This is a genomic window from Brachyspira alvinipulli ATCC 51933, from assembly GCF_000518245.1.
Classification (GTDB): Bacteria; Spirochaetota; Brachyspiria; order Brachyspirales; family Brachyspiraceae; genus Brachyspira; species Brachyspira alvinipulli.
The window spans coordinates 128,249-154,365 of record NZ_KI912404.1 but is presented as its reverse complement, the minus strand read 5'-3'; the positions used below and the strand labels follow the sequence as shown (position 1 = coordinate 154,365).

The window sequence follows — 26,117 nt, the reverse complement described above, 5'->3', positions numbered from 1 at the left end:
CATTTAATATTTATCATTGTTTTATTATTAATATTACAATTCTATCATATAAATAAAAAATTGACAATTGATTTTATATGTGATATAATTTTAAATAGCATTTTTTTGGAGTATAAAATTGAAAGAGTTTGCTATTTTAGAAGAAAAAATTAAAGATTTTTTAGATGAATACCAAACAGTATCATCAGATAATAAAGAATTATTACAAATAATAGACAAATTAACAAAAGAAAAAGAACAAGCTATTAATGAATTAAATCAAATAAAAGAAAATCTCTCTTCTATAAAAGAAGAAAAAACAATACTTGAAGCTGATAAAAGAAATGTAACTGATAATTATAACTCTATAAAAGAAGAAAAAGATAATCTAATAAAACAGTTGGAAGCAACTAGAATAGAAAGAGATTCTTTAAAATCTAATTTGGAAAGCATTGAAAAGGATTCTGAAACATTAATAGAAGAAAATGATAATATAAAAAAAGCATTAGAAAATGCCAATAAAGCTATAGAAACTCTTACAAAAGAAAATGAACAGTTAAAAGAAAATCTAAGCATTCTTATAGAAAAAATAGATAGTGTAAGAAAATCAAATAATACACAAAAAACTCATAATCAAATAAAAGAAGCTGAAGTTAAAAAAGAAGAAATAAATAATATTAAAGAAGAAGTAAAAGTAATAGAAAAAGAAGTAAATAAAGAAGTTAATGTTGTAGAAAATATAGAAGAAGATATGGATCCATTTAGCGACAATGACAGTGATATATTTGATAATGAATATGAAGAATATAAAGAAAACTCTTCCGAAATATCTGAAGTAAAAGAAGTAAAAAAGCATGAAACAGTAAAAGAAGTCAAAGTAGCATCAAATGTTAAAGTAACAGAAGATGAAGATCCATTTTCTAATGCATCAGATTCAAGCTGGGATGATGATATAAAGAAAGATGAACATAAAGCAGCAAAAGAAATAAAAGAAGAAAATCAAGAATCTGAAGAATCAAATGAGAACAAAGAAGATAGTTATGAATTTGATATAAATGAAGATGATCAATATATGTTTGGTGACGATGATGAAGAAGACTTCTTTTTCGATAATGAATCAAAATAATATAAAAACAGGTAAATAATTATGGATAATTCTTTAGAGGTTACAATATACGGCAGAACTTTAAATATCAAATCTAATGAAGAAAATATAGAATATTTAAAAGAAATTGCAGATTTCGTAAATGAAAGTATGAACGATATAGCAGAACATTACGGCAGTGGTTATCCAAGAGATACTATAGCAATATTAGCATGCCTTAATATAGCAGACCTTCTAAAAAGAGAGATAGCCAATAGTAAAGCAGGAAAAGATACTCTATCAGCATTAAAAGAAAGCATAGCCTCAAGAAGCAATGAACTTATAAAACTCATAGACGAAACTAAAGAAAATAAATAAAGTTTTATCAAAATATCTATATAAAAAACTATAAATAAAGGGTAATAAAATGAAGTATAATATAGCATTAACCGGTGCTACAGGAAATATGGGGCTTGAAACTTTAAAACAATTAATGGAAATAGAAGATGTTGAAGTTGTAAAGGTTCTAATTAGAAAAGAAAGTGAAAAAGCCGCATACAAATTTAAAAAACAATATGGTAAAAGAATAGAAATTATAATTGGATATATATATGAGAAAGATGACTGCGAAAAATTAATTAAAGATTGTCATTATGTTCTTAATCTGGCAGCAGTTATTCCTCCTAAATCAGATAGTTTTCCAAAGCTGGCACATTTAACAAATTATGTAGGAGTAATGCATTTAGTTGATTTAATTGAATCAATGCCTAAAGAAAAACGCCCTAAACTTGTTCATATATCAACAGTGGCTCTTTATGGAAACCGCAATGAAAAACATCCTTGGGGAAGAGTTGGAGATCCTTTACTAATAAGCCCTTATGATGCATATTCTTTTTCTAAATTAAAGGGTGAAAGATATGTTCTTGATTCATCATTAGAACATAGAGCTATAATAAGACAAACAGCAATGCTTCACAGCAGAATGCTTACTGATAATATGAGCGATGGTTTAATGTTCCATACTTGCTATAATGCACCGCTTGAATGGGCAACTGCAAGAGACAGCGGTTTATTAATGAAAAGAATCATTGAAGAAGATATAAAAGGAAATTTAAATGATTATTTCTGGAAAGGCTGCTTCAATTTAGGAAGCAAGGCTGAAAATAGATTAGTTGGTTATGATACATTTAATGATGGATTTAAATTAATAGGCGGATCCACAAAAAAATACATGAAACCTAATTGGAATGCTACAAGAAATTTCCATGGACTTTGGTATTATGACGGATACAAACTTGAAGAATTATTTTCTTATCAAAAAGAATCAGTTATAGATTATTGGAATGAAATAGGTAAAACACATTGGTATTATGCATTCGGTAAATTAGTACCAGCAGGAATAATATCATTCTTCGCTATACAAAGACTATTATCGCACCCTAATTCGCCTATATATTGGAGAAAAAACGGAGAGGACGGTAAGATTATAGCTACATTTGGAAGTTTAGAAAATTTTGATAATTTGCCAAAAAAATGGGAAGATTTTAATTTATTATTTGAAAATAAAGACTTTGAAGGAAATTATATAGATTATAAAGCTTTGCTTGATATAAATAATGCTAAACTTCTTAATCATGGTTATGATGAAAGCAAAAAAGACAGTGAGATTGATATAGAAGATCTTAAAAAAGCTGCCGAGTTCAGAGGGGGAAAACTTTTAAGTACTAGCATGATTAAAGGCGACTTACATACAAAATTAAAATGGGCTTGTGCTGAAGGACATGAATTTGAAGCTTCACCATTTACAGTTATAAAGGCTGGTCATTGGTGTATGGAATGTATGCCTGATTATCAATGGAACTTTGATATGCTTGCGAAAAAGAATCCTTATTTTGCTCAAGTTTGGTATGATTCACATAAGGAAGATGAGAATATGCTTTATTATTTCGATGAGGATTTTAAAGCACATTATAAAAAAATAAATAATTAAATATATTAAAAAGTATATAAAAATGCTATAAGTGAAAAAACTAAAAGAATTGAAATATTTTTTTTATTTTGAAAATTTTAATTAACTATTTAATATAATATTTTATATTTTATATTATATATTGTCAGTTTTTGAGTCTGGCATTAAATAAAACTCGTTTGAAGGCAGTGAATATGCTGCTGGGTATCGGGCTTGTGGGCTGCCCCTGGAGAGGGAACCCTCATTTTTATTATATATTTCTGAACTTAAAACTTATTCCAATAGAAACGCATCTGTTTAATTAGTTGATTTTATAAAATATATAAATAAACTATAAAATTCTGCTGGTAAACTAAAAATAAAATTTTGACAAAATATATTCACTTTAGTATAATTAGTGTATAAAATTTAATAGGTTAATAAAATGAGTATTTATGAAAATAAAAGGCTGATTAATTTTATGTATAATAATACCTTTATGCCATTTAATAATATTGAATCTTACAATATAAAAGACTTAAGTTCTATTCCTTTAGATTATTCTTGGTCTTTTTCTGATAAAACTATAAAAGATACAGCATATATTACACATAATTATTACACATATCCTGCTAAATTTATCCCTCAATTAGTTTCAAGATTAATTAATACATATACAAAAGAAAAAGAAGTTGTTGTTGATCCTTTTATGGGTAGCGGTACTACTATTGTTGAAAGTCTTGTTAATAAAAGATATGCATGTGGAGTTGATATAAATGAAATAGCATATCTTATATCAAAAGTAAAAACTACTCCGCTTGATATTGAATTATTAAAAAAAGAATATCTAAAATTAGAAGAAAAATTGACAAACTATAGTATCTTTGCTGAAGAAGATATTTTAATAAAAGCAAAAAATATTGTTCCTAATAATGATAGAATAGATTATTGGTTTAAACCTAAACAAAAAAAAGAATTATCCTTAATTTTTTATTCTATATTTGAAATAGAAAATATAGATATAAGAGATTTTTATCTTTTAGCATTTGCGCAAATATTAAAAACAGCTTCTATATGGCTTCAAAAAAGCATAAAGCCTACAAGAGATATGAAGAAAAAAGAACAGGATTCTTATAATTTATTTTTAAGTCAAGCAAAAAGAATGATAAAAAGGCATGAAATGTATAATACTATGCTTGATAAAAGTTTTATTTCAGATATAAATAAATATAGAAAAATAAAATGTTCTGATTCCAGATTTATTCCTTTAGAAGATGAAAAAGCTGATTTTATTGTAACAAGTCCCCCCTATGTAACAAGTTATGAATATGCAGATTTACATCAACTTCCATCTTTATGGTTGGGATATTTAAATACTTTACCTGAGTTTAGAGAAAAATTTATAGGCAGTGGATATAAAAATAGAGTTGATATTGATGCAGTAGATTTAAAAAGTAGTATAGTTATTGAAACTATACACAAATTTTCAAATAATAAAAAAAAGATAAGAGAGATAAAAAATTATTATGCTGATATGCTTGAAAGTTTTATTGAAATGAAAAGAATATTAAAATATAAAGGAAAAGCAGCAATTGTAATAGGTAATACCCAGTTTAAAAATGTAGATATATTAAATGCTGAGATATTTTGTGAACAAATGATAAATATAGGTTTTAAAGTTTGTAATATTATACATAGAGAAATTCCATCGAAAATGCTTCCTTCTACTAGAGATTCTATTACAGGAAGATTTGCTAAAACTTCCTCTACAGATAAATTAGTTTATCCTACAGAATATATTTTAATTATGGAGAAATTATGAAATTTGAAGATTTAATAACTATTTATAAAGATAAGAAAAAAGTCTATGGTGATAAAGTTTATAGACATATTTCAGAAATTTTGATGGACGCTGAAGAAAATCATAAGCAAGATGCTTTAAAAAATGGTATAAAAGATACTGAACAGTCTTGGAGAGCTTTCAAAGGTAAAAATCTTGAAAAAATTATTGAATATATTATTGCTGATGAAATTAAAAAATTAGGATTGTCTATAATTAATGGAAATAAATTAGAAAAAAAGAAAAATATTAAAGATAAGACTTTAGACTTATTAAAAAGGAATCTGTGTATAGATTATGGGGAATATGGACTACATTTACCAGATGTTGATATCATAATTTATGATAATAAAGATAGTAAAATAATTGCTGTACTGTCTATAAAAGTCACTTTAAGAGAAAGAATAGCTCAAACTGGTTATTGGAAATTAAAGCTTATGCAATCTTCTGTTACAAAAGATATAAAAGTTCTGTTTATTACCCTTGATGAAGATGATACTTTATCTATAAAAAAGCCTACTAAAAAAGGTCGTGCTATTGCTGAAGTTGATACAGATGGTTGTTATATATTAACAGAAAGTGATGTTCAAGAAAGTAAAAAAGTAAAATTATTTTCTAACTTTATCACAGATTTAACTAAAATGATTAAATAATTTTTATTATGGATAATAAAATGAGTATTTATGAAAATAAAAAAGCTGTAATATATTGTTTTTCAGGAACTGGAAACACTGAGAAGGCAGCTAGAGAATATAAAAAAATATTTGAAGAAAACGGTGTTGAAACTTTACTTTATAATGTAGGCGATAATTTTGATAATATGCCTAATCCTAAAGATTATGATTATGTAGGTCTTGCTTATCCTATACATGGATTCAATGCACCTTATCCTATTTTTGATTTAATAAAATTATTTCCAAAACTAGATAATAAAAAAATATTTATTATAAAAACTTCAGGAGAGCCTTTAACAATTAATAATATTTCTTCAGAGCCTTTAATAGCAAGATTAAAACCAAAGGGTTATATACTTACTAATGAATATCATTATATAATGCCTTATAATATAATATTCAGACATACCGATGAGTTTGCCGCTAAGATGTGGAAAACTGTTAAGGCTTTATGTGTTATAGAGGCTAATGAAGTTTTAGATGGTAAAGAGCATTTATTAAATAAATTCCCATTCGGAAGATTAATAGCATTTTTATTTAGAATAGAACACCCTGCTATGAAAGTTAATGGTAATTTATTCAAAGTAAAAAAAGTTTGTACTCATTGTAATTTATGCGTTAAAAAGTGTCCTGTTAACAACATTTATAATGATGAAAAAGGAAACATCAAATTCAAAAATAAATGTGTAATGTGTACTAGCTGTGCTTTCAGATGTCCTGTTGATGCTATTAGTATAGGGATATTAAATTTCTGGAGGGTTAATGGAGTTTACAAGTTTGAGAATCCTCCTACTGGAATAAAATCTAAGCATGACAATTACTGTAAAAAGGCTTATGACAGATATTTTGCTGATGCTGACAAAAAAATAAACAATTATATAGATAATGTTTCAGATGAATATAAACAAAAAAATTATTATAAAAATATAGAAAATTATAAATAATTGATATTTTTATATACCTATTATAAATAATACCAATAATAATGTTCTAACGCTTTTTTAGTATTTTCCGACAAATTAGACAACAATATAAAAAATAGTTGGAGCAAACAATGTTAAAGAAGTGTTTAGTAGTTTTTATAATGATTTTATCAGTTTTTGTACTTTCATGTCAAAAGCCAAGTGAGCAAAACAGTAATTTAGAAGAAGATTATATTAATGAAATAGAAAAAGAGTATCAAAACTCATCTAGTAATGATGTAATAGTAGAAACTAATAACGGTACTCAGACTACTACTCCTACAGATGATATGTATATGCCTGAAGATAATAATATTCAAATAGATAATAATACTCAAGCAAATAACAGTTCAAGTTCTAAGCCTTCTAAAGGAAATAGCGGCAGCAGTACTGATAAACAGCCTAGCAAAAGAAGACCTTTAAAAGCTACTATATACAATTTCTATAGCCCTTGGACTTCTAATGATGACCCTTTGATGATTAGAGAAATAAGAGTTATGATCGCTAATAAAGAATATACTCAGGCTTTGAACTATATAAATAAATTGGATTTTAATAATTTACCTGAAGATGTTGATGTAGGTCATTTATATCAATTTAAAGGAATCGTTCATTATTTCTTAGCAAAAGAAGGAAAATCAAACAATGTTGTAGCTAAAAATCATATTGTTGAAGCTAATGAATGTTTCAAGAAAGTTGCTGGTTTAACTTCTATAGAAAAATTCAAACCTCTTTCATTATTATGGAATGGTATGCTTTATCAAACTTATTCTACAGATGAAAATCAGCTTAAAGAAGCTATATCTTTATTTGACAGAGTAATAACAGAATATCCTAGAACAAGATTCGCTAATGATGCAGTATTCTATAAAGCTGTAACTATGAAAAAATTAGGTATGCCTGAAAGTGAATATAATGATTTATTCTTATCAATAGAGAGAGGCGGATTCGTTGATACTTTGGTATTCTCACAAATTATTAATGACTATGTTCCTGCAAATGAGTTAGTTAATAGAGAAATGTTAAAATAATATTTAAATAAAGTGAGTTAAATATAAAAAAACAGCAATGGCAAAACTAATGCTATTGCTGTTTTTTTATCACAATTAAAGATTTTCATCTTTAAGTAAATTATTAAATTGATTTCTAGAATAAACTGTTATTTTATCATTATGAGAAGCATAACTTTTAGCACTATTGCTTAATTTTACTGGTACTATTAAAATACCGTTTTTAGCACCGGATTCATTAACCATCATAAGAAAATCTCTAATCATTAATTCTCCAATCTCTACTTTTTTCCAACGTTTGAATGATATTAATGTAAGATCTTTTTTATTACCTTTAACATGATAAGTTAAATAATTCACCTCATCTCCATAATTACTGCTAGCAACATTATCAGTATATTCCTGCACTATAGAATAAGCCAATCTTGAACGTATTAAATTTTGGCATAATTTTTTGAAATCTACTTTATTTAAATTATATATTTTATCAACCTTTTTTATTATTTTTAAATCCATTTCATTGCTTGGATTACTATCTATTTTTAATTCCTCTAATATTTTTTCTATATCAATGGTTTTCTCTACAGCCATTAATGATAATATATAATCTATATCTATAAATGATCCTTCCCACAAATCAATAGATTTTTCCCAATTCTCAATATCCTCTTTTTCTACATATCTTTCATAATTGTCATTTTTTGAATTATCCAATTTCATTACACTTCTAAGTTTATTAAGCTGAGAAGTTGCCCTGTCTATATCTGACAAATATTTTAATATGCCATTAATATTATAAACTTTAAGCTCTGGCAAATTAAAACTATTTATAGCTTCAAATGATTTTATGGCAAATGTCATGTCTTTCAAAAAGTATGAATAAAAACAATAATCCAATATTAAACTATAATAATTTTTATTATAATCTTTAATCTTGTATTTAATATACATTTTATCATACAATTCCTTAAACTTCTCATTTTCAACTAATTTATACAATATATATAAATACATTTTATCAATAAAATATAAATGACTTTCATTATTGTTTTCTATAAGAACCTGCTCAATAAAATTTCTAGCTATATTAAGTTCATCAGATAGTATATACATTGATATCAAACTTCTTTGCAAATTATTTAATTCATCACTTCCAATGTTATTTTTATCTTTAGCCATTCTCTTATAAAGCTCTTCTAAAAATACAATACATTTTTTATACTCTTTTATCTTAAAGAAAGAAAAAACTGCAATCTTGATACTTTCTATATCAAATTCACCTTTTGAAAGAAGCGCTCTATTGAAATAATCACAAGCTAATAAATAACTACCCTCTTTTCCAAGTATAGATGCAACTTTTATTGAATAATAAATATTATTAGGGTCAAGCTTAGTAATCTTTATAGCATATTTAAATGACATCTCTTTATTTTCTATTTTATCATAATAGCCCTCGACCTTTTTACAGAAATCAATTTCCTCTTTACCTTGAAAAAAAGAAACATTCAAAAGTTCCTCATATTTTTTTAAAGCATTAGCATCATCACCTATCTCATCCTCAAGCAATGCCAATTGATACATAGATACATAGTCTTTGGGATTTTCTGATAAAGCCGCTTTTAATTTTTCAATTTTCTTTTTAATATTTCCTGAAACTTTTTTAGAAGATTTATTACTTAGAATTTTTTTTATAAGTAAAAAAGAAATCAGCAACAATATGAATGCAGCTGCAATAACAATATAAATGTAACTCATTTCTACTATCCTTACTATTAAATCAATAATATGTATATAAAATATAACAAAATAAATGTTAAAATCTACTGTCTCTTAACATATAATTAAATTGGTTTCTAGTATAAACTTTTATCTTATTATTGTGTAAAGCATAGCTTCTAGCAGTGCTTGTAAGCTCTACAGGCAATATTAATATACCATTATTAGCACCAGCTTCATCAATAAGCATTAGAAAGTCTCTTATATCAATTCTCCAACTTCAGTATTTCTCCAGCGTTTAAAAGATATTAATGTTAAATCTTTCTTATTTTTATTTGAAGCAAAAGCTAAATAATTAACTTCATCACCATAATCATAACTTATTGAATTTTCATTATATTCCTGCACAGCAGAATATAATAATTTATTTTGTACTATATCAAAACATATACTCTTAAATGATGCTAAAGTTATATCATATATTCTATCAACTTTTTTAACAGTTTTATTTTCTACAGAAGATGTATTCTCATCTATATTGCATTCTGATAATATTTTTGCAATATCCATAGTTCCTTCTATTTCTACTAATTGAAATATATAATCAATATTATTAAAAGAACTTTCCCATAATTTAACACTCTCTTCCCAAATATCAATATATGCTTTACTAACATATTTTTCATAATTCTCATGTTTAAACTTTTCATCATTATTTAACTGCATTGAAGCTCTTGATTTTTTTAATTGTTCATTAGCCTTTGATATTTCTAATAAATATTTTAGAATATTATTAAAATCATAAGAAGCAAATTCAGGTGCTTCAAATAATCTTAAATGCTCAAAATAATGAATAGCACTGTTAATATCTTTTATGAAGTAGCTGTAAAAAGAGAAATCCAAAATAATATTGGTTTTTTCTTTTTCAATATCACTTATTTTATATTCATTTGAAAGTTTATTATACAGCTCTTCAAAAGCAGCATTATCATCTGATTTATATAATATATACAAATACATTCTATTAATAAAAAATTTATAAGACTTATCATTATTAATACTTCTTAAAGACAAAATATGCTCTGCCAAATTTCTAGCTGTATTTATTTCATCTGTAGCTATATATAATGACAATAGTATTTTTTCTACTAATACCATTTCCTCATAATCTTCTTCAATATTGCTTATATTTCTGCTTAATCTTTTATGCAGCTCTTCAAGCAAAGTAATCATTTTTTTATACTCATGACCTACAAAATAGCATAATGAACCTATTTTTAATTCATCTATTTCAAAATCGCTTTTATTATTAAGAACCCTATTAAAATATTTACAAGCTAAACTATAAGCTCCCTCTTTTCCTAAGATGGTGGCTGTCTTTAATGAATAATAATTATCTTTATCATCTAATTGAGATACTTTTAGAACATACTTGAAACTTTCTTCTTCATTACCTAACCTTCTATGTATATCCTCTAATTTTTTATATATATTTACTTCTTCTCCTTCAAAATAGTCAACTTCTATTAATTTTTCATATTTACTTAAAGCATTTTCTAAAAAATTATGCTGTTCTTCAAGTTTGGCTAACTCATAAAGAGAATTATAATCGGATGGATTTTCTTTAATTTTTTTCTCAAGATCATCCATTTTTTTCTTTATATTTTTAGGTTTATAATAATCATTTTTTTTTAACACAGAATTAAAAAATATGATAATACCTATTACTAATATAATAGATACAGGTACTATAAAAATATAAGTATAAGCGTCCATCATATAAAACTTATCCCCAAATTATACGAATTTAGTCTTTAAAAAAGAATTAAACTGACTTCTGGAATAAACTGTTATCTTATCATTATGCAATGCATAGCTTTTAGCACTATTTGATAATCTAACTGGAAGAACTAATATTCCGCTCTTTGCCCCTGACTCATTAACCATAAGCATAAAATCTCTTAAAATTAATTCTCCAATTTCAGTATTTTTCCAACGTTTGAAAGATATTAAAGTCAAATCTTTCTTACCTTTATTAATATGATAAGCTAAAAAATTAACTTCATCTCCATATTCATAATTGATAACATTATCAGAATATTCCTGTAATATAGAATAAGATAATTTTGTTTGCACTATATTCTGGCATAATTTTTTAAAATTAGTATAAGTTAATTTATATATCTTATCTATTTCATTTATATTTCCTGTTTTTGCATTATCATAAGAACTCTTATTAGCGTCAAAATCTAATAATATCTTATCAATATCCATAGTTTTTTCTATTTCTGTTAATGAAGTTATATAATCAAGATTCAAAAAAGAAGCTTCCCATAAACCTAAAACTTTTTCCCAAGTAGCCATAGCTTCTTTGTCTACATATTTATCATATCTTTCATTTTTATATTTTTCATCATTTAATCCCATTGCACTTCTTAATTTACTTAACTGACCATATGCTTTATTTACTTCTGTTAAATAGTTTAATACTTGATCTAAATAATACACGCTAAATTCAAGCATATTAAATGATTTTAATATACTAAAATATTTTATAGATGTTTCAATATCTTTTAAAAAATATGCATAAAATCCGAAATCGAATATAATACTTGCATATTTTCTATTTCCTTTATCTAGTTGATAAACAGATATCAATTCATTATATAATTTATTAAATTTTTCAGTATCAGATAATTTATATAGCATAAACATATAAATCTTATTCACATATATTTTATGCACATCACTCATGAAATCATCAGCTAATATCTTTTCAGCAAATGAAATACCATTATTAAGTTCATCAGCAGATATATACATAGATAATAATAATTTCTCTAAATTATTAATATTGCTTCTATCTTTATTTTTATCATTTTTAAATGCATTAAAAGACTTTTTATATAGTTCCTCCAAAAATAAAATAGATTTTTTATAATCTTTAACCATAAAAAAAGATAAACTCGCTATTTTTAGTTCATCTATTTCAAATTCATTTTTAGAAACTAACGCCTTATTGAAATAATCACATGCTCTTTGATAATTACCTTCTTTACCTAAAATACTTGCTATCTTAATTGAATAATAAATATTATTAGGTTCTAATTTTGATATTATCAGCATATATTTCAAAACTTTTTCTTTGTTATTTAATTGACTATATCCGCTTTCAAGTTTTTTATATATCTCTATTTCATCTGCAGTATCATCAGAAAAATATCTGGCATCTATAAGAGCTTCATATTCTTCTAAAGCTGTTTGTAAATCACCATATTCTTCTTCTAATGAAGCAAGTTCATATAAAGAATCCAAGTCTTTCACATTAGATGAAACTTTCTCTCTAAGCTCTTCCATTCTTTTTTTTACATTTTTTGAAGTTTTTTTTAGAGAATTATTTTCTTTTTTAGAGAATATATTTTTGATCATAAAAATAGTAGCAAATAATATCACTAAAAATATGCATGCAATTACAATGTATAGAATATGATTATTCATAACAACAATCCGCAACACTATTATGGTTAAATATATAATATTATAAAGCATATACAAAAAAATTAAAAGTTCAACAAAATATTAATATTAATTTTAATTTAATTATCTAATTACTTGACTTTAATAACTAATATAGTATATTTTTCTATCATTACAAAATAGGAGTAAATAAATGAAAAAAATTATTGCTTTATTAATTGCCATCTCACTGACAGCAATTTTTATTGTTTCTTGCCAAACCCAAGAAACATCATCTGAAAATTCAATAACAGTAATGGTACCAGATTGGGCAGTACCTTCTGATGAAATGCTTAATGCTTTCAAAGAAGAAACAGGAATTACTGTTAATATGAATGTTATAGCTTGGGAAAATATAAGAGATAAAATATCAATTGCCGCTGCTGGCGGAACTGCTGCTGCTGACGTTGTAGAAGTTGATTGGTCTTGGGTAGGAGAATTCAACAGTGCTGATTGGCTTGAACCTATAGAATTAACACAAGAAGAAATTGATGCTATGCCTTCAATACAGCCTTTCATAATAGATGGAAAAGTTCTTGCTCTTCCTTATGCTAATGATTTCCGCTTAGCTTATTATAATAAAAAACATTTTGAAGCTGCCGGCATTGCTGAAGCTCCAAAATCTTGGGATGATGTTTATACTGCTTTAAAAGCTATAAAAGCTGCTGGTGTAAGTAAATATCCTTTTTCTATGCCTTTAAATGCTGATGAATCTTGTACTACTTCATTAATATGGATGGCTTATTCAAAATACGGTATAGTATTTAATGAAGATGGTACTTTAAATAAAGATGCTGTACTTGGTGCTTTACAATTTATTAATCAAATGGTAAATGTTGATAATTTAATAGACCCTGCTTGTAAAACTTCTACAGGTATGGATGCTTACAGAAGAATAAATTCCGGAGAGGCTAGCTTTATAGTAGGACCTACTTCATTTGTAAGCAGAGTACAAGATACAAACGAATCTCAAGTTGTAGGAGATGTTATACCAATATTGCTTCCAGGTGCTACAGGACCTTCTCCAAAAACTTTTGCTCTTCCTGAAGGAGTAGGAGTTATAAAATTATCCAAAAATAAAGAAGCTGCTATGAAATTTGTAAAATGGTTTAATTCTCCGGAAATACAAAAACAATTAAACTATGTACAAAACACTATGCCTACAAGAACTTCTGTTATGGAAGAACTTATCAATGAAGGCAAACTTAAAAATACAGGTGCTTTACTTGAAGAATCTACTTTAATATCAAGTCCATTCCCAAAAGGCGTTCCTAGCTACTATTCAGAAATGACTACAGCTATATTTAATGCTGTTAATGAAATGGTTTTAGGAACAAAAACTCCGGAACAAGCATTTGATGCAATGGATGCAAAAATAAAAGAATTAGTTGCTAGATAATTTCATAAATGTAATTTTAATAGGGTATTACTTTTTAGTAGTACCCTTTTTTATTATTTTATTAACTATCAAAGAATTATTGATTTGACAAATTTTAATAGTTTAAGTATATTTGTATAAAAATTACAAAATATTTTTGGATTATGAAAAAGAGTAAAGTTTTACCATATATATTAATATTACCGGCATTTATAATAATGTCTGTTTTTGTATTATATCCTATAATAGTAACATTCTTTTATAGTTTAAGAAAAATGAAATTAACAGCACCAAAGGATACAGCATTTATAGGATTTGATAATTATATTGCAACTTTAAAATCATTTGATTTTTGGTATTCTCTACAAAACAGTATAATGATAATGATTATAGTTATAATTATATGTGTATTGTTCGGACTTTTATCTGCATTAATTTTAGATGTTGACAGTAAACTAAAAAATATACTAATGGCTATAGCTGTTATACCTTGGGCATTGCCTCCTGTAGTAAATGGCATACTTTGGAAATGGATATTTTATCCTGGTTACGGATTTTTAAACAAAATTTTGTATAATCTTAACCTTATAGAAGAACCAATACAATATTTATCAAATCGATATTCTTTAATGCTTATTGTAGGAATAGTTATAGCATGGCGTAATATACCATTTTGCACTATAGTTTTATTATCATCAATAAGAGCCATACCAGATTCAGTATATGATGCTGCTAGTATAGACGGAGCTAATAGATTTCAAATGTTTACAAGAATAACATTACCTCTTTTAATGCCAGCATTAGGAATAATATTAACTTTTACATCCATATCTGCTATTAATGTATTCGATGAAGTTATATCAATATCCGGTTACAGTAATTTAGGAAAAACTATATTGCTGGAAAACTATATGATAACTTTTTCATTTTTGGATTTCGGACGCGGAAGTTCTTTAACATATTTAGTTATGATTACAGCAGGTGTTTTAGGTATGCTTTATATAAGAGCTATGTCTAAAAAAATTGAATATATATAAAAAAATAAAAGTGAATAAACAATGAAAATAAAAAAGAAAAGAGTAAATTTATTGTACTATATATCTGTAATATTTTTTGTAATAATAGTATTAGGTCCTATTATATGGGCTATAATTGTAAGTTTTACTCCAGAATATGAAATGTTTAAAAACACATCAACTTTTCTGCCGAAAGAACCTACAATAGATAATTATGTCAAACTATTTACTGCATCTGACAGACAATCAAAAATGTTTTTTGTAGGCATAATTAACTCAATCAAAACTGCTTTCATAACAATATTTTTATGTTTGCCTTGTTCAATACTATGTGCTTATGCAATATCAAAAATGAAATTTAAAGGCAGAAAGGTTATAAAAACAATAATACTTATATCTATGGCTATTCCTGCATTTACAACTATCATACCTCTTTATAGAATGTTCTCATTGATGTCACTGCTTGATAATTTATTTTCTCTATCACTTATATATGTAACATCATTTTTACCTATAAATACTTGGATGATTTCAAACTATTTTGACACAATACCTTCAGATATAGAAGAAGCGGCATATATAGACGGATGCAATGAATTAGATGTATTATTTAGAATAATGCTTCCAATATCTGCTCCGATTATTATGTCTGCCTTTTTGCTTGTTTTTTTAATGTCTTGGGGGCAATTTCAAATACCTCTTATATTAGCAAGCTCTGCCGCAACAAAACCGATATCAATAGTTGCGTCTGAATTTGTGTCAAAAGATAGCATACAATATGGAATAACAACAGCAGCCGGACTTTTAGCAATATTTCCTCCTGCTTTATTAGCAATAATATTTAGAAAATTCTTAGTACGCGGAATGACAGGCGGTGCTACAAAATAGCATAAATTTGATACATAATACAAACTTAATTTTGAAAATATTGACTTTTTAAATATATTGTGTATAATATGGTTTGGAAATAATATATTTAAGGTTATTTTTTTATTGTGTTTGGTAATTTAACAAAATCTATATCCGGCGTATTCTCTAAAATACGCGATAAAAAAGTTTTGTCTGATAAAGATATAACAGACAGCCTTATAACTATTAAAGAAGCACTTTTATCTGCCGATGTATCCTTAGAAGCTGCTAATAAATTCCTAGAAGAAGCTACTAATAGAGCTATAGGAAAAGAAAAATTAGAAGGTGTAGATCCTGCTAATCAATTCATAGCAGATGTACATGATACATTAGTCAATATGATAGGCGAAGGCGAAAGCGGGTTAAAACTAGAGCCTGTTGAAAAAACTACTATCACACTCCTTTTCGGTTTACAAGGTTCTGGTAAAACTACAACTTCTGCCAAATTAGCTAAATATTATAAAGATAAAAGACGTGTTATGCTTGTAGGTCTTGATATTCACAGACCAGCAGCTATGGAACAGCTTGCAGTTTTAGCCAAAGAGGTGGGAGTTCCATATCATATAGACACTAAAGAGAAAAAAGCATATAAAATACTCAAAAAAGCTCTTGCTATAGCCAAAAAAGAGCAGTACAACATGATACTTGTTGATACAGCCGGACGTTTGGAAATAGACGATGAAATGATGCTTGAACTTAGACGTGTTGTAAACTCTGCTAATGTTACAGAAAAGTTATTGGTTGTTGACTCTACAGCAGGTCAAAGTGTTTATGATGTTGCAAAAAATTTCCAAAGTAACATAGGAATAGATGGGGTAATACTCACCAAATTTGACTCAGGTACAAGAGGCGGTGCTGCATTATCTCTTAGATATGCAACAGGTTCATCTGTAAAATTTGTGGGAACAGGTGAGCATTTAGAAGATATAGATGTATTTGATCCTAAAAGAGTAGCAGGTCAGATACTTGGTATGGGAGATATAGTAAAATTAGTAGAAAAAGCCCGTGCCGCTATAAGCGAAAAAGAAGCACAGGAAATGCTTCAAAAAGTTATAGAAAATAATTTTGATTATAACGATTTCCTAAAACAGATAGAAGCTACTGCCAAAATGGGCGGTATAAGTAAAATGACTTCTATGCTTCCTGGAATGGCAAATATAGATACAGAACTATTAAACCGTGAGGAAGAAAAATTTAAAAAGTATAAGGCTATTATACAGTCAATGACTAAAAAAGAAAGACTAGCCCTATTTCCTTTAAATAATTCAAGAAAGATGAGAATATCTAAAGGAAGCGGTCAAAGTGTTTATGATGTAAATCAGTTGATAAAACAATTTACTATGATGAAAAACATGATGGGCAGCACTAAAAAGATGGATAAGCTCGCAAAATCCTTAGAGGGTATGGGTATGTCTATAGATGATTTAAATAAATTAATGTAATAAACTTGGAGGAAAAAAAAGGTGGTAAAGTTAAGATTAAAACGTATAGGTCGCAAACATGAGCCTCATTATCGTATTGTAGCAGCAGATGCTCGTTTTCCACGCGATGGTCGTTTTATTGAAGAGTTAGGTTGGTTTAACCCTAAAGCTAAAGATGTCCTATATAAGTTAAATGTTGATAGTGTAAAAAAATGGCTTTCTAACGGAGCACAGCCGACTTATGTAGTAAAAAGTATTCTTGTAAAAGAAGGTTTGATGGAGAAAGATAAAGGTGCTCCTCTTGAACGCAAAAAGAGAAAAGCATTGAAAAATCCTGAAAAAAGACGCAAACATCGTAAACAAGCTAAGCCTGAATCAAGCGAGGCTTAATTTACGTCTTATAATATATAAAGGAGTGTGCTATGACGGAAGAAAAAGAGCTTATTGAGTATTTGGCTAAAAAGTTGGTAGATGAGCCTGAAGGTGTAAGTGTTAAAGTTATTGAGGGTGAGAAGAGTACGATTCTGGAATTGAAAGTAAACCAAAGCGACATAGGTAAAATTATAGGTAAAAGAGGTCGTATTGCTCATGCATTACGCACTATTCTTTTTGCAGCTTCCATGAAAAGTGGTAAACGTGTAATGCTTGAGATTATTGACAATTGATTATTTTTTATGCAAGAATCACAGGTATACATGGTTTAAAAGGAGAGGTTGAAATAGCTTTTGCTGATAAAAGTTATTTCACCTCTCTTCCTGTTTTAAACAAAAATATACCTATTATTATTAATAATGAAACATTTAATCTTCTAAATGTTAAAAAGAAAAATAAAGCTTTTGTTTTGGCTATTGAAAATATAGACTCTATAGAAAAAGCAAAAGAAATGATAGGATTAGATATATTTGTAGATTCTTCATATCTTCCGGAACTTGATGATGATACATTTTATGAGGCAGAAATTATAGGATATAAAGTCATAGATCTAGATAATAATTTATATGGAGAAATCGTTGATGTTTATAGTCTGCCTTCCAATTATGTATTTGATATCAAATTAAAAGAAAATGGAAATGTGGTATCCATTCCTTATGTACATGCTTATTTTGGAAAAGCAGACAAATTAAACAAAACAATAGAAATCATCGAAAAACCTATATTTGATGATGAATAATAATATTAAAATTCACTTAAATATTTTATAGCCCATTCACTCATCAAAACGGAAGGCTGATACAATTTAGATTCATCTACTTCAAATTTACTATTATGATGAGCTATATTTTTTTCTGTCATTGTAGAAAAGAATATAAATGAACCTTTAATTGTTTCAAGATAATCAGCAAAATCTTCTCCCGCCATAGATAAAACATGATTATTATGTTTTCTAAATCCTAATTCATCACAAACTTCATTTAATTGTTTTACTATTTTTACATCGTTAATAACAGGCGCTCCTCTGCGTTTTATTACAACTTCTGCTTTAGCTCTGTTAGAAACAGCAATAGATTCTGCTATTTCTTTTATTCTTTCTGTTATATATGATCTATTTTGTTCACTAAAAGTTCTGAAAGTTCCTTCTATATTTACTTCTGAAGGTATTATATTATACTGACTTCCGCCATGAACCATGCATATCGAAATAATTATAGGATCTGTTGCCAATATTTCTCTGCTTTTTATATTATATATTGCCTGTATTATTTGACTTGCAGTTAATATTGGATCTGCAGATAAATGAGGATAAGCACCATGAGAGCCTTTTCCTATAACTTTAATAAATATCCTATCATTAGAAGCCATTAAAGCCCCATCCTGAATCACAAACTCTCCGCTAGGAACATTTGATGCTAAAGTACCTACATGTGTTCCTATTATGGCATTAACTCCGTCTAATAATTTGGAATTAAGCATATTATGTGCCCCTCTTGCTAATTCCTCAAATCAATCTTACTCTACCCTTTAATCTTGACTTATTTTCAAGTAAATAATATGCTGCTCCTAAAAGACAGGCTGTATGCACATCATGTCCGCAAGCATGCATATTTCCGTTCTTAGATGCATATTCAAAATCTGTTTCCTCCTTTATAGGCAATGCATCCATATCAGCCCTTATAGCAGCTATATTATTACTGTTCAAATCTCCTATATCGCATACAAGCCCTGAATCTATTGATGACTCTTTATAATCAATACCTAATTCTTTTAATTTATTTATTACATATTCTTTTGTTTGAGGAAGATCTGTTCCTACTTCTGGTATTTTATGCAAATCTCTTCTCATAGAGACTATGATATCATTTAATTTTTTATAATCCATATTTTTATACCTTATAATGAGATACTATTAAAATTATATCATACAATAATATTATAACAAAATATCATTTGTAATAAAAAAATAATATATAAGTCATTAAATTATATCGAAATTTCATAATTATAAAATTTGACAAATTATAAATATTCTATATCATATAATAGTATGAGGTATATAAAATGAATAATATAAGTAAATTAATCGATCATACCATGTTAAAACCAGAAGCAACAATAGAAGAAATAAGAAAGTTATGTATAGAAGCAAAGGAATACGGATTTCATTCTGTATGTGTAAACTCTGCTTATGTTAATGTAGCTTATAATTTTTTAATTCATTCTAATGTAAAAGTTTGTTCTGTAGTAGGATTTCCGCTTGGTGCTATGATGAAAGAAGCAAAGGCTTATGAGGCCAAATTTGCTGTAGACAGTGGGGCTGATGAAATAGATATGGTTATGAATATTGGATTTTTAAAAAGCAAAAAAATAGATTTATTTGAACGTGATATAAAAAAAGTACGCGATGCATGTTCTGCAAGTGTTTTAAAAGTTATTATAGAAACATCTCTTCTTACAGATGAAGAAAAAGTTTTAGCATGTAAAATAGCCAAAGAATGCGGAGCAAATTTTGTTAAAACTTCCACTGGATTTTTTAATGGAGGTGCTACAGAACATGACATAAAACTTATGCATGGTGCTGTAGGCAAAGAAGTAAAAATTAAAGCATCAGGCGGAATAAAAACTTATGAGGATGCTTTAAAAATGATTGATGCTGGTGCAAGCAGAATCGGAACAAGCAGCGGAATTGCCATAGTAAAATCGCAGAAACAATAAAATAACTGAATTAAAAGTTAATTATATTATTTGTTAGGAGTTATAGAAACTATGGAAGAAGTCAAAGATCCAATGCCATTTTATGATGAAGACGCTTTTCAAAAAGGACTTCTTAAGTATCACACTAAATTAAAAAAAGGTGATGTTGCCAAATATGTACTTTTCTTCCAGGAGATCCTAAAAGAGTAAAATATATAGCAGAATTTTTAAATGATGTTGAATTAAAAGCTGATTACAGAGAATATGTTACAGCAACAGGCAAATATAAAAATGTTGATGTATCTGTAACTTCTACAGGAATAGGAGGACCTTCTGCCTCAATAGCTGTAGAAGAACTTATAGAAGTAGGTGCTGACACATTTATACATGTAGGTACTGCCGGAGGACTTAGCTTAAAAGTAAAACCTAATGATTTAGCTATAGCACAGGCTGCCATAAGAGATGAAGGAACTTCAAAAGAATATATACCTATAGAATATCCTGCAATTGCTAATACAGATATAGTATTTGCTTTAAGAGATGCCGCAAAAAAGAGAAAGCATAATTATCATATAGGCGTAGTTCATAGTAAAGATTGTTTTTACGGAGAACTTGAACCTCAAAATTCATTTTTCAGAGAAAAGTTTGAAAACAACCTTAAATATTATACATTATGCGGAGCAATAGCATCAGAAATGGAATGTGCTTCCATATTTGCATGTGCTTCTTTAAGAAAAGTTAGAGCTGGAGGAATAATGCATATTGTCGAAAATACAATGATAGATAGAATGGATACACGTTTACAATACAGCGACAATATAGAAAATATGATATTAACAGCATTAGAAGCTGTAGTATTATTAAATGAAAAAGATAATAAAAGATGATTAATAATAGAGGATAAATAATGTTTCCAAAGGCTTATTATCAAGAAAATTATAATCTTGTTCATCATTTAAAATTAAAAAAAGGAGATGTAGGTAAATATGTTATAATGCCTGGGGATCCTAAAAGATGTGTTCTAATAGCAAACAAATTAAATAATGCAAAATTAATGGCTGATTATAGAGAATACGTAACTTATACCGGATATATAAATGATATAAAAGTTTCTGTAGTTTCTCATGGTATTGGAGGCCCTTCTACCGCTATAGCCTTAGAAGAACTTATCAAAATTGGAGCAGATACGTTTATAAGAATTGGTACCTGCGGAGGAATGAATAGTGATGTAAATGCTGGAGACATTATTGTAGTTAATGGTGCTGTAAAAATGGGCGGCACTATGGATAATTATATACCTAAAGAATTTCCATGCGTACCTAATATTGACGTATTGGAAGCTATGATAGAATCCACTAAGAAAACTAAATTAAAAACACATATAGGTGTTGTTCAATGTAAGGATGCTCTTTATGCTCAGCATAATCCTGAAAATATGGCTGTAGACAAAGAATTAATATATAAATATGAAAGCTATATAAAAACAGGATGTTTAGCTTCAGAAATGGAATCTGCAACATTTTTTGCTGTAGGGGCTGCTAAAAATGTACGTACTGGTGCTGCTATGTTTGTTCTTCATAATCATGAACATAAAAAAAATAATAACGAAAATACAATTGAAGATGCTATAAATTTTGTTATTGAATCTGTTAAAATTTTAATAAATAATGATAAAATATATAAATATAATAAGTAGGGGTAAAAAATGTATAACAAAATTATTATTTTATTTATTATTGCAGCAGCTTCAATATTTTTATTTTCTTGCGGAAATAATAAGAATGAAGCACCAACAGGTTTTGAAATAGGAGTTTTAATAGATTTAGGTCCTCTAAATGATAAATCCTTTAATCAAAGTTCTTGGGAAGGTGTCAAAGAATATGCAGAAAAAAACGGCATAACTCATAAATACTACAGAGTACCTGATAAAGATTTTAATTCTTATATGAATACAGTAGAACTTGCGGTTGCAGGAGGTGCTAAATTAATAGTAACACCAGGATATATGTTTGAATCTGTTGTTTATAAAGCACAGGATATATATACTAATGTGCATTTTATATTAATAGACGGTACTCCTCAGGACGGAACTTATACAAATTATAAAACCGGAGAAAACTCAATTGCTATTCTTTATGCTGAAGAAGAAGCAGGTTTTTTAGCAGGATATGCTGTTGTAAAAGAAGGTTATACTAATTTAGGCGTTATGGGAGGAGTTGATCATCCTGCAGTTATAAGATTCGGATATGGATTTATTCAAGGTGCTGATTATGCTGCTAAAGAATTAGAAATTCCAAAAGGCTCGCTAAATATAAAATATACATATACTGGCAATTATGATGATACACCAGCAAACCAAGATTTGGCTGCTTCTTGGTATCAAAGTGGCGTAAAGGTTATATTTGCTCCGGCAGGTGCTGCAACTCATTCTGTTATGCGTGCTGCTGAAAGCAACAATGGTTTAGTTGTAGGAGTGGATGTTGACCAAAGTTTTGAATCACCTACAGTTATTACTTCTGCTATGAAGATGATAAGAGAATCTGTTTATAATGCTGTTGCTTCATATTATAATAATAATTTTTATGGTGGACAAAACATAATATTAGATGCAAAAGTTAATGGAATAGGCTTACCTATGAAAACTTCAAAATTTAATGTTTTTACAGAAGATAATTATAATTATATATATAATCAGCTTGTAGGAGATAAAATAAAAATTTTAACAGGTGAAGATGTTACAAATATAAATGAACTTCCTCTTGATATTGTAAAAGTAGAATATATTGAATAATTAATAAAAATAAATAATTAATTTAAATAAAGGAGATAACATGAAAAAAAATCTTATTTTAACTGCTATTTTAATAATATTTATTATTTCATGCGGCGGAAAAAATAGAAAGTCTGGAGGATATGAACTGGCATTAATTACAGATGTTAGTACTATAGATGACAGAGCATTCAATCAAGGTTCATGGGAAGGCTTAACTAAATATGCACTAGAAAAAAATATATCGCATAAATATTATCAGCCTGCTCAAAAAAACACAGATGCATACATTGATGCTATAGATTTAGCAGTTGCTGCTGGAGCAAAATTAATAGTAACACCTGGTTATTTATTTGAACCTGCTGTTTATAAGGCTCAAGATACTCATCCTGATGTAAATTTTGTACTTTTAGACGGTACACCTCAAGATGGTACTTACAGTGATTTTAGAATAGAAACAAATGTTTATTCTGTACTTTATGCTGAAGAGCAGGCAGGATTTTTAGCTGGATATGCTATAGTAAAAGAAGGATTTACTAATTTAGGTGTTATGGCTGGTATGGCTGTTCCTGCTGTTATGAGATTTGGATACGGTTTTTTACAAGGTGCAAATTATGCTGCTAAAGAGTTAAATTTACCTCTTGGAGGAATAGTAGCAAATTATACTTATTTAGGAAACTTCGACCCTACTCCTGAAAATCAGACTTTAGCTAATTCTTGGTATCAAAGCGGTGTTCAAGTAATATTCGCTCCTGCAGGTGGTGCTGGAAACGCTGTTATGAGTGCTGCTGAGCAAAATAATGCTTATGTTGTAGGAGTAGATATAGATCAAAGTACTGAATCTTCTACTGTTATTACTTCTGCTATGAAAATGCTTGGAGATTCTGTTTATAATGCTATAGATGACTTTTATAATGGAAAATTCCCTGGAGGAAAATCTGTAATACTTGATGCAAAAGTTCATGGTGTAGGACTTCCTATGGCAACTTCAAGATTTCAAAAATTTACTCAAGATGATTATGATATAATTTATAATAAACTTGTAAGCGGTGAAATAGAAGTTCTTACAGAAAAAACAATTAAGGATGTTACTTATCTGCCTTTGGATGTGGTAAAAGTTAACTTTATACAATAATATTTGTTATATATAGAGATACTGCTTTTGACAGTATCTCTATTTTTTTATAGGACTTCTAAATATGGAAAATCAATTATCAGAATATGTTGTTGAAATGCTTAATATAACTAAACGTTTTAAGGGAATAGTAGCAAATGATAATATAACTATTCAATTAAAACGTGGAGAAATACATGCATTGCTTGGAGAAAATGGAGCTGGAAAATCTACTTTAATGAGTGTACTTTTTGGATTATACAAACAGGAAGAAGGTATTATTAAAGTTAATGGAAAAGAAGTAAATATTGATAATCCTAATACTGCTAATGCTTTAGGTATTGGTATGGTGCATCAGCATTTTAAGCTTGTTCATAATTTTACTGCTTTGGAAAATATAATGCTTGGAGTTGAAACTGTAAAAAATGGAATACTTCAAGTTGATGATGCAAGAAAAAGGGTAATGGAATTAAGTAAAACTTACGGGCTTGAAATTTACCCTGATGCTTTGATAAGCGATTTAACTGTAGGCATGCAGCAAAGGGTAGAAATTTTAAAAATGCTTTATAGAAATAATAATATACTTATTTTTGATGAACCTACTGCTGTACTTACACCTAAAGAAATTGAAGAACTTATAAAAATAATGAAATCATTAGTAAAAGAAGGCAAATCTATTCTTTTTATTACACATAAATTAAATGAAATTAAAGAAGCTGCTGACAGATGTTCTGTACTTCGCAAAGGAAAATATATAGGCACCATTGATGTTAAAAGCACTACTAAAGAAGAAATGTCAGAAATGATGGTTGGAAGAAAAGTATCTTTAGTTGTAGAAAAAACTGAAGCTAATCCTAAAGATATAATACTTTCTGTAAAAAATTTGAATGTTAAATCTGTTCATAATAAAAGTGAAAAAAATATAGTTAAAAATGTTTCTTTTGATGTGCATGCCGGAGAGATAGTATGTATTGCCGGTATTGATGGAAACGGACAAAGTGAACTTATATATGCTTTAACAGGTTTAATGGATATGTCAAGCGGAACTATTACATTAAATGGTAAAGATATTACTAATCTATCTATAAGAAAAAAAACATTAAGCGGTATAGGACATATTCCGGAAGACAGACATAAACATGGGCTTGTTCTCGATTATACTTTAGGTGAAAATACTATATTGCAAACATATTTTACAGAAAGATTCCAAAATAAAGGATTTTTAAAATTTAAAGAAATTGAAAATTATGCAAATGAATTAATAAAAAGATTTGATATAAGAAGTGCAGAAGGAGCAAAAACTATAGCAAGAAGCATGTCAGGAGGAAATCAGCAAAAAGTTATAATAGCTAGAGAAATAGACAGAAACCCTGATTTACTCATAGCTGTTCAGCCTACTAGAGGATTAGATGTAGGAGCTATAGAATATATACATAAAGAATTGATAAAGCAGCGTGATAATGGAAAAGCTGTTTTACTTGTTTCTTTGGAGCTTGATGAGGTTATGAATTTAAGCGATAGAATACTTGTTATGTATGAAGGTGAAATTGTAGCTAATGTTAATAATAAAGATTTGACTATTAATGAATTAGGTTTATACATGGCAGGTTCTAAAAGAAGTGCATAAATTAAAGTGAGTTTATAATAAACT

At 27.7% G+C, this 26,117-nt stretch carries 25 protein-coding genes and 1 pseudogene; 20 read left to right on the top strand and 6 right to left on the bottom strand.

The features are described 5' to 3' along the window. The first annotated feature begins 118 nt into the window (after positions 1-118). From T324_RS0110885 to T324_RS0110855, 7 genes are all read left to right on the top strand, one after another. Positions 119-1,105 (top strand): hypothetical protein, encoded by a 987-nt coding sequence (locus tag T324_RS0110885; protein WP_028330283.1) that lies wholly within the window; start codon positions 119-121, stop codon positions 1,103-1,105. A gap of 21 nt (positions 1,106-1,126) precedes the next feature. After that, the gene (locus T324_RS0110880; protein ID WP_028330282.1) at positions 1,127-1,441 is read left to right on the top strand and encodes a cell division protein ZapA; all 315 of its coding nucleotides are present in this window, start codon (positions 1,127-1,129) and stop codon (positions 1,439-1,441) included. 49 nt (positions 1,442-1,490) lie between these two features. Continuing rightward, complete coding sequence (locus T324_RS0110875; RefSeq protein WP_028330281.1) at positions 1,491-3,053, top strand: NAD-dependent epimerase/dehydratase family protein; 1,563 nt, start codon at positions 1,491-1,493, stop codon at positions 3,051-3,053. Positions 3,054-3,492: 439 nt separating this feature from the next. Then, entirely contained in the window at positions 3,493-4,833 is a 1,341-nt protein-coding gene (locus T324_RS0110870; RefSeq protein ID WP_169730114.1) for a DNA methyltransferase, read from the top strand. Continuing rightward, the gene (locus tag T324_RS0110865) at positions 4,830-5,504 is read left to right on the top strand and encodes a BsaWI family type II restriction enzyme (RefSeq protein WP_028330279.1); all 675 of its coding nucleotides are present in this window, start codon (positions 4,830-4,832) and stop codon (positions 5,502-5,504) included. Before T324_RS0110870 ends, T324_RS0110865 begins: the two co-directional genes overlap by 4 nt. Before the next feature lie 26 nt (positions 5,505-5,530). Further along, the gene (locus T324_RS0110860) at positions 5,531-6,469 is read left to right on the top strand and encodes an EFR1 family ferrodoxin (protein WP_028330278.1); all 939 of its coding nucleotides are present in this window, start codon (positions 5,531-5,533) and stop codon (positions 6,467-6,469) included. Positions 6,470-6,579: 110 nt separating this feature from the next. Continuing rightward, on the top strand, positions 6,580-7,518 hold the full coding sequence (locus tag T324_RS0110855) for a tetratricopeptide repeat protein (RefSeq protein ID WP_028330277.1): 939 nt from the start codon (positions 6,580-6,582) through the stop codon (positions 7,516-7,518). 75 nt (positions 7,519-7,593) lie between these two features. Here T324_RS0110855 and T324_RS0110850 read toward each other — a convergent pair whose 3' ends face one another. From T324_RS0110850 to T324_RS0110840, 4 genes are read right to left on the bottom strand one after another with little or no spacing between them, the layout of a single operon-like run. Further along, positions 7,594-9,252, bottom strand: a complete 1,659-nt coding sequence (locus T324_RS0110850; protein ID WP_028330276.1) for a restriction endonuclease — start codon at positions 9,250-9,252, stop codon at positions 7,594-7,596. Positions 9,253-9,310: 58 nt separating this feature from the next. Further along, a complete protein-coding gene (locus T324_RS18565; protein WP_245580691.1) occupies positions 9,311-9,463 on the bottom strand; it encodes a hypothetical protein in 153 nt (50 codons plus the stop codon). Positions 9,464-9,474: 11 nt separating this feature from the next. After that, positions 9,475-10,992 carry a tetratricopeptide repeat protein gene (locus T324_RS17235; RefSeq protein WP_245580690.1) on the bottom strand — a complete coding sequence of 506 codons (1,518 nt, stop codon included), beginning with the start codon at positions 10,990-10,992 and terminating at the stop codon, positions 9,475-9,477. An 18-nt stretch (positions 10,993-11,010) separates the two neighbouring features. After that, positions 11,011-12,711 carry a tetratricopeptide repeat protein gene (locus tag T324_RS0110840; protein WP_028330275.1) on the bottom strand — a complete coding sequence of 567 codons (1,701 nt, stop codon included), beginning with the start codon at positions 12,709-12,711 and terminating at the stop codon, positions 11,011-11,013. A gap of 172 nt (positions 12,712-12,883) precedes the next feature. On the opposite strand from T324_RS0110840, the gene T324_RS0110835 reads away from it, so the two are divergent. The 7 genes from T324_RS0110835 to rimM all read left to right on the top strand — a co-directional run bounded on the left by T324_RS0110835 (position 12,884) and on the right by rimM (position 18,624). After that, complete coding sequence (locus T324_RS0110835; RefSeq protein WP_028330274.1) at positions 12,884-14,128, top strand: extracellular solute-binding protein; 1,245 nt, start codon at positions 12,884-12,886, stop codon at positions 14,126-14,128. 143 nt (positions 14,129-14,271) lie between these two features. Then, on the top strand, positions 14,272-15,144 hold the full coding sequence (locus T324_RS0110830) for a carbohydrate ABC transporter permease (protein ID WP_028330273.1): 873 nt from the start codon (positions 14,272-14,274) through the stop codon (positions 15,142-15,144). A gap of 21 nt (positions 15,145-15,165) precedes the next feature. After that, positions 15,166-16,011 (top strand): carbohydrate ABC transporter permease, encoded by an 846-nt coding sequence (locus tag T324_RS0110825; protein WP_028330272.1) that lies wholly within the window; start codon positions 15,166-15,168, stop codon positions 16,009-16,011. Positions 16,012-16,118: 107 nt separating this feature from the next. After that, entirely contained in the window at positions 16,119-17,474 is a 1,356-nt protein-coding gene (locus T324_RS0110820) for a signal recognition particle protein (protein ID WP_028330271.1), read from the top strand. A gap of 21 nt (positions 17,475-17,495) precedes the next feature. Continuing rightward, the gene (rpsP, locus tag T324_RS0110815) at positions 17,496-17,843 is read left to right on the top strand and encodes a 30S ribosomal protein S16 (protein WP_028330270.1); all 348 of its coding nucleotides are present in this window, start codon (positions 17,496-17,498) and stop codon (positions 17,841-17,843) included. A gap of 32 nt (positions 17,844-17,875) precedes the next feature. After that, entirely contained in the window at positions 17,876-18,118 is a 243-nt protein-coding gene (locus T324_RS0110810; RefSeq protein WP_008726607.1) for a KH domain-containing protein, read from the top strand. Then, the gene (rimM, locus tag T324_RS0110805) at positions 18,115-18,624 is read left to right on the top strand and encodes a ribosome maturation factor RimM (protein WP_028330269.1); all 510 of its coding nucleotides are present in this window, start codon (positions 18,115-18,117) and stop codon (positions 18,622-18,624) included. Before T324_RS0110810 ends, rimM begins: the two co-directional genes overlap by 4 nt. A gap of 5 nt (positions 18,625-18,629) precedes the next feature. Here rimM and T324_RS17230 read toward each other — a convergent pair whose 3' ends face one another. Beyond that, positions 18,630-19,364 (bottom strand): M20 metallopeptidase family protein, encoded by a 735-nt coding sequence (locus T324_RS17230; protein ID WP_281171813.1) that lies wholly within the window; start codon positions 19,362-19,364, stop codon positions 18,630-18,632. A gap of 25 nt (positions 19,365-19,389) precedes the next feature. After that, a complete protein-coding gene (locus T324_RS18785; RefSeq protein WP_281171812.1) occupies positions 19,390-19,770 on the bottom strand; it encodes a M20/M25/M40 family metallo-hydrolase in 381 nt (126 codons plus the stop codon). A 179-nt stretch (positions 19,771-19,949) separates the two neighbouring features. Between T324_RS18785 and deoC the strand changes: the two genes are divergently transcribed. From deoC to T324_RS0110760, 6 genes and pseudogenes are all read left to right on the top strand, one after another. Further along, positions 19,950-20,603 (top strand): deoxyribose-phosphate aldolase, encoded by a 654-nt coding sequence (gene deoC / locus T324_RS0110795; protein WP_028330268.1) that lies wholly within the window; start codon positions 19,950-19,952, stop codon positions 20,601-20,603. 51 nt (positions 20,604-20,654) lie between these two features. Further along, positions 20,655-21,469: pseudogene (locus T324_RS17225) on the top strand (nucleoside phosphorylase). A gap of 20 nt (positions 21,470-21,489) precedes the next feature. Next, the gene (locus tag T324_RS0110775) at positions 21,490-22,278 is read left to right on the top strand and encodes a nucleoside phosphorylase (RefSeq protein ID WP_028330265.1); all 789 of its coding nucleotides are present in this window, start codon (positions 21,490-21,492) and stop codon (positions 22,276-22,278) included. A gap of 9 nt (positions 22,279-22,287) precedes the next feature. Beyond that, on the top strand, positions 22,288-23,373 hold the full coding sequence (locus tag T324_RS0110770) for a BMP family lipoprotein (RefSeq protein WP_028330264.1): 1,086 nt from the start codon (positions 22,288-22,290) through the stop codon (positions 23,371-23,373). Between the two features lie 40 nt (positions 23,374-23,413). Further along, positions 23,414-24,487, top strand: coding sequence for a BMP family lipoprotein (locus T324_RS0110765; protein ID WP_028330263.1), 1,074 nt, complete (start codon positions 23,414-23,416; stop codon positions 24,485-24,487). 64 nt (positions 24,488-24,551) lie between these two features. After that, on the top strand, positions 24,552-26,093 hold the full coding sequence (locus tag T324_RS0110760; RefSeq protein WP_028330262.1) for an ABC transporter ATP-binding protein: 1,542 nt from the start codon (positions 24,552-24,554) through the stop codon (positions 26,091-26,093). Positions 26,094-26,117 lie beyond the last annotated feature (24 nt).

Bases quoted from the DNA above. Each gene is read 5' to 3' on its own strand.
- T324_RS0110825 (WP_028330272.1), top strand. From the start codon at position 15,166: ATGAAAATAAAAAAGAAAAGAGTAAATTTATTGTACTATATATCTGTA.
- T324_RS17235 (WP_245580690.1), bottom strand. From the start codon at position 10,992: ATGATGGACGCTTATACTTATATTTTTATAGTACCTGTATCTATTATA.
- T324_RS18565 (WP_245580691.1), bottom strand. From the start codon at position 9,463: ATGCTTATTGATGAAGCTGGTGCTAATAATGGTATATTAATATTGCCT.
- deoC (WP_028330268.1), top strand. From the start codon at position 19,950: ATGAATAATATAAGTAAATTAATCGATCATACCATGTTAAAACCAGAA.
- T324_RS0110880 (WP_028330282.1), top strand. From the start codon at position 1,127: ATGGATAATTCTTTAGAGGTTACAATATACGGCAGAACTTTAAATATC.
- T324_RS17230 (WP_281171813.1), bottom strand. From the start codon at position 19,364: ATGCTTAATTCCAAATTATTAGACGGAGTTAATGCCATAATAGGAACA.
- T324_RS18785 (WP_281171812.1), bottom strand. From the start codon at position 19,770: ATGGATTATAAAAAATTAAATGATATCATAGTCTCTATGAGAAGAGAT.
- T324_RS0110850 (WP_028330276.1), bottom strand. From the start codon at position 9,252: ATGAGTTACATTTATATTGTTATTGCAGCTGCATTCATATTGTTGCTG.
- T324_RS0110830 (WP_028330273.1), top strand. From the start codon at position 14,272: ATGAAAAAGAGTAAAGTTTTACCATATATATTAATATTACCGGCATTT.
- T324_RS0110760 (WP_028330262.1), top strand. From the start codon at position 24,552: ATGGAAAATCAATTATCAGAATATGTTGTTGAAATGCTTAATATAACT.
- T324_RS0110870 (WP_169730114.1), top strand. From the start codon at position 3,493: ATGTATAATAATACCTTTATGCCATTTAATAATATTGAATCTTACAAT.
- T324_RS0110855 (WP_028330277.1), top strand. From the start codon at position 6,580: ATGTTAAAGAAGTGTTTAGTAGTTTTTATAATGATTTTATCAGTTTTT.
- T324_RS0110875 (WP_028330281.1), top strand. From the start codon at position 1,491: ATGAAGTATAATATAGCATTAACCGGTGCTACAGGAAATATGGGGCTT.
- T324_RS0110835 (WP_028330274.1), top strand. From the start codon at position 12,884: ATGAAAAAAATTATTGCTTTATTAATTGCCATCTCACTGACAGCAATT.
- T324_RS0110840 (WP_028330275.1), bottom strand. From the start codon at position 12,711: ATGAATAATCATATTCTATACATTGTAATTGCATGCATATTTTTAGTG.
- T324_RS0110770 (WP_028330264.1), top strand. From the start codon at position 22,288: ATGTATAACAAAATTATTATTTTATTTATTATTGCAGCAGCTTCAATA.
- T324_RS0110865 (WP_028330279.1), top strand. From the start codon at position 4,830: ATGAAATTTGAAGATTTAATAACTATTTATAAAGATAAGAAAAAAGTC.
- T324_RS0110810 (WP_008726607.1), top strand. From the start codon at position 17,876: ATGACGGAAGAAAAAGAGCTTATTGAGTATTTGGCTAAAAAGTTGGTA.
- T324_RS0110765 (WP_028330263.1), top strand. From the start codon at position 23,414: ATGAAAAAAAATCTTATTTTAACTGCTATTTTAATAATATTTATTATT.
- T324_RS0110775 (WP_028330265.1), top strand. From the start codon at position 21,490: ATGTTTCCAAAGGCTTATTATCAAGAAAATTATAATCTTGTTCATCAT.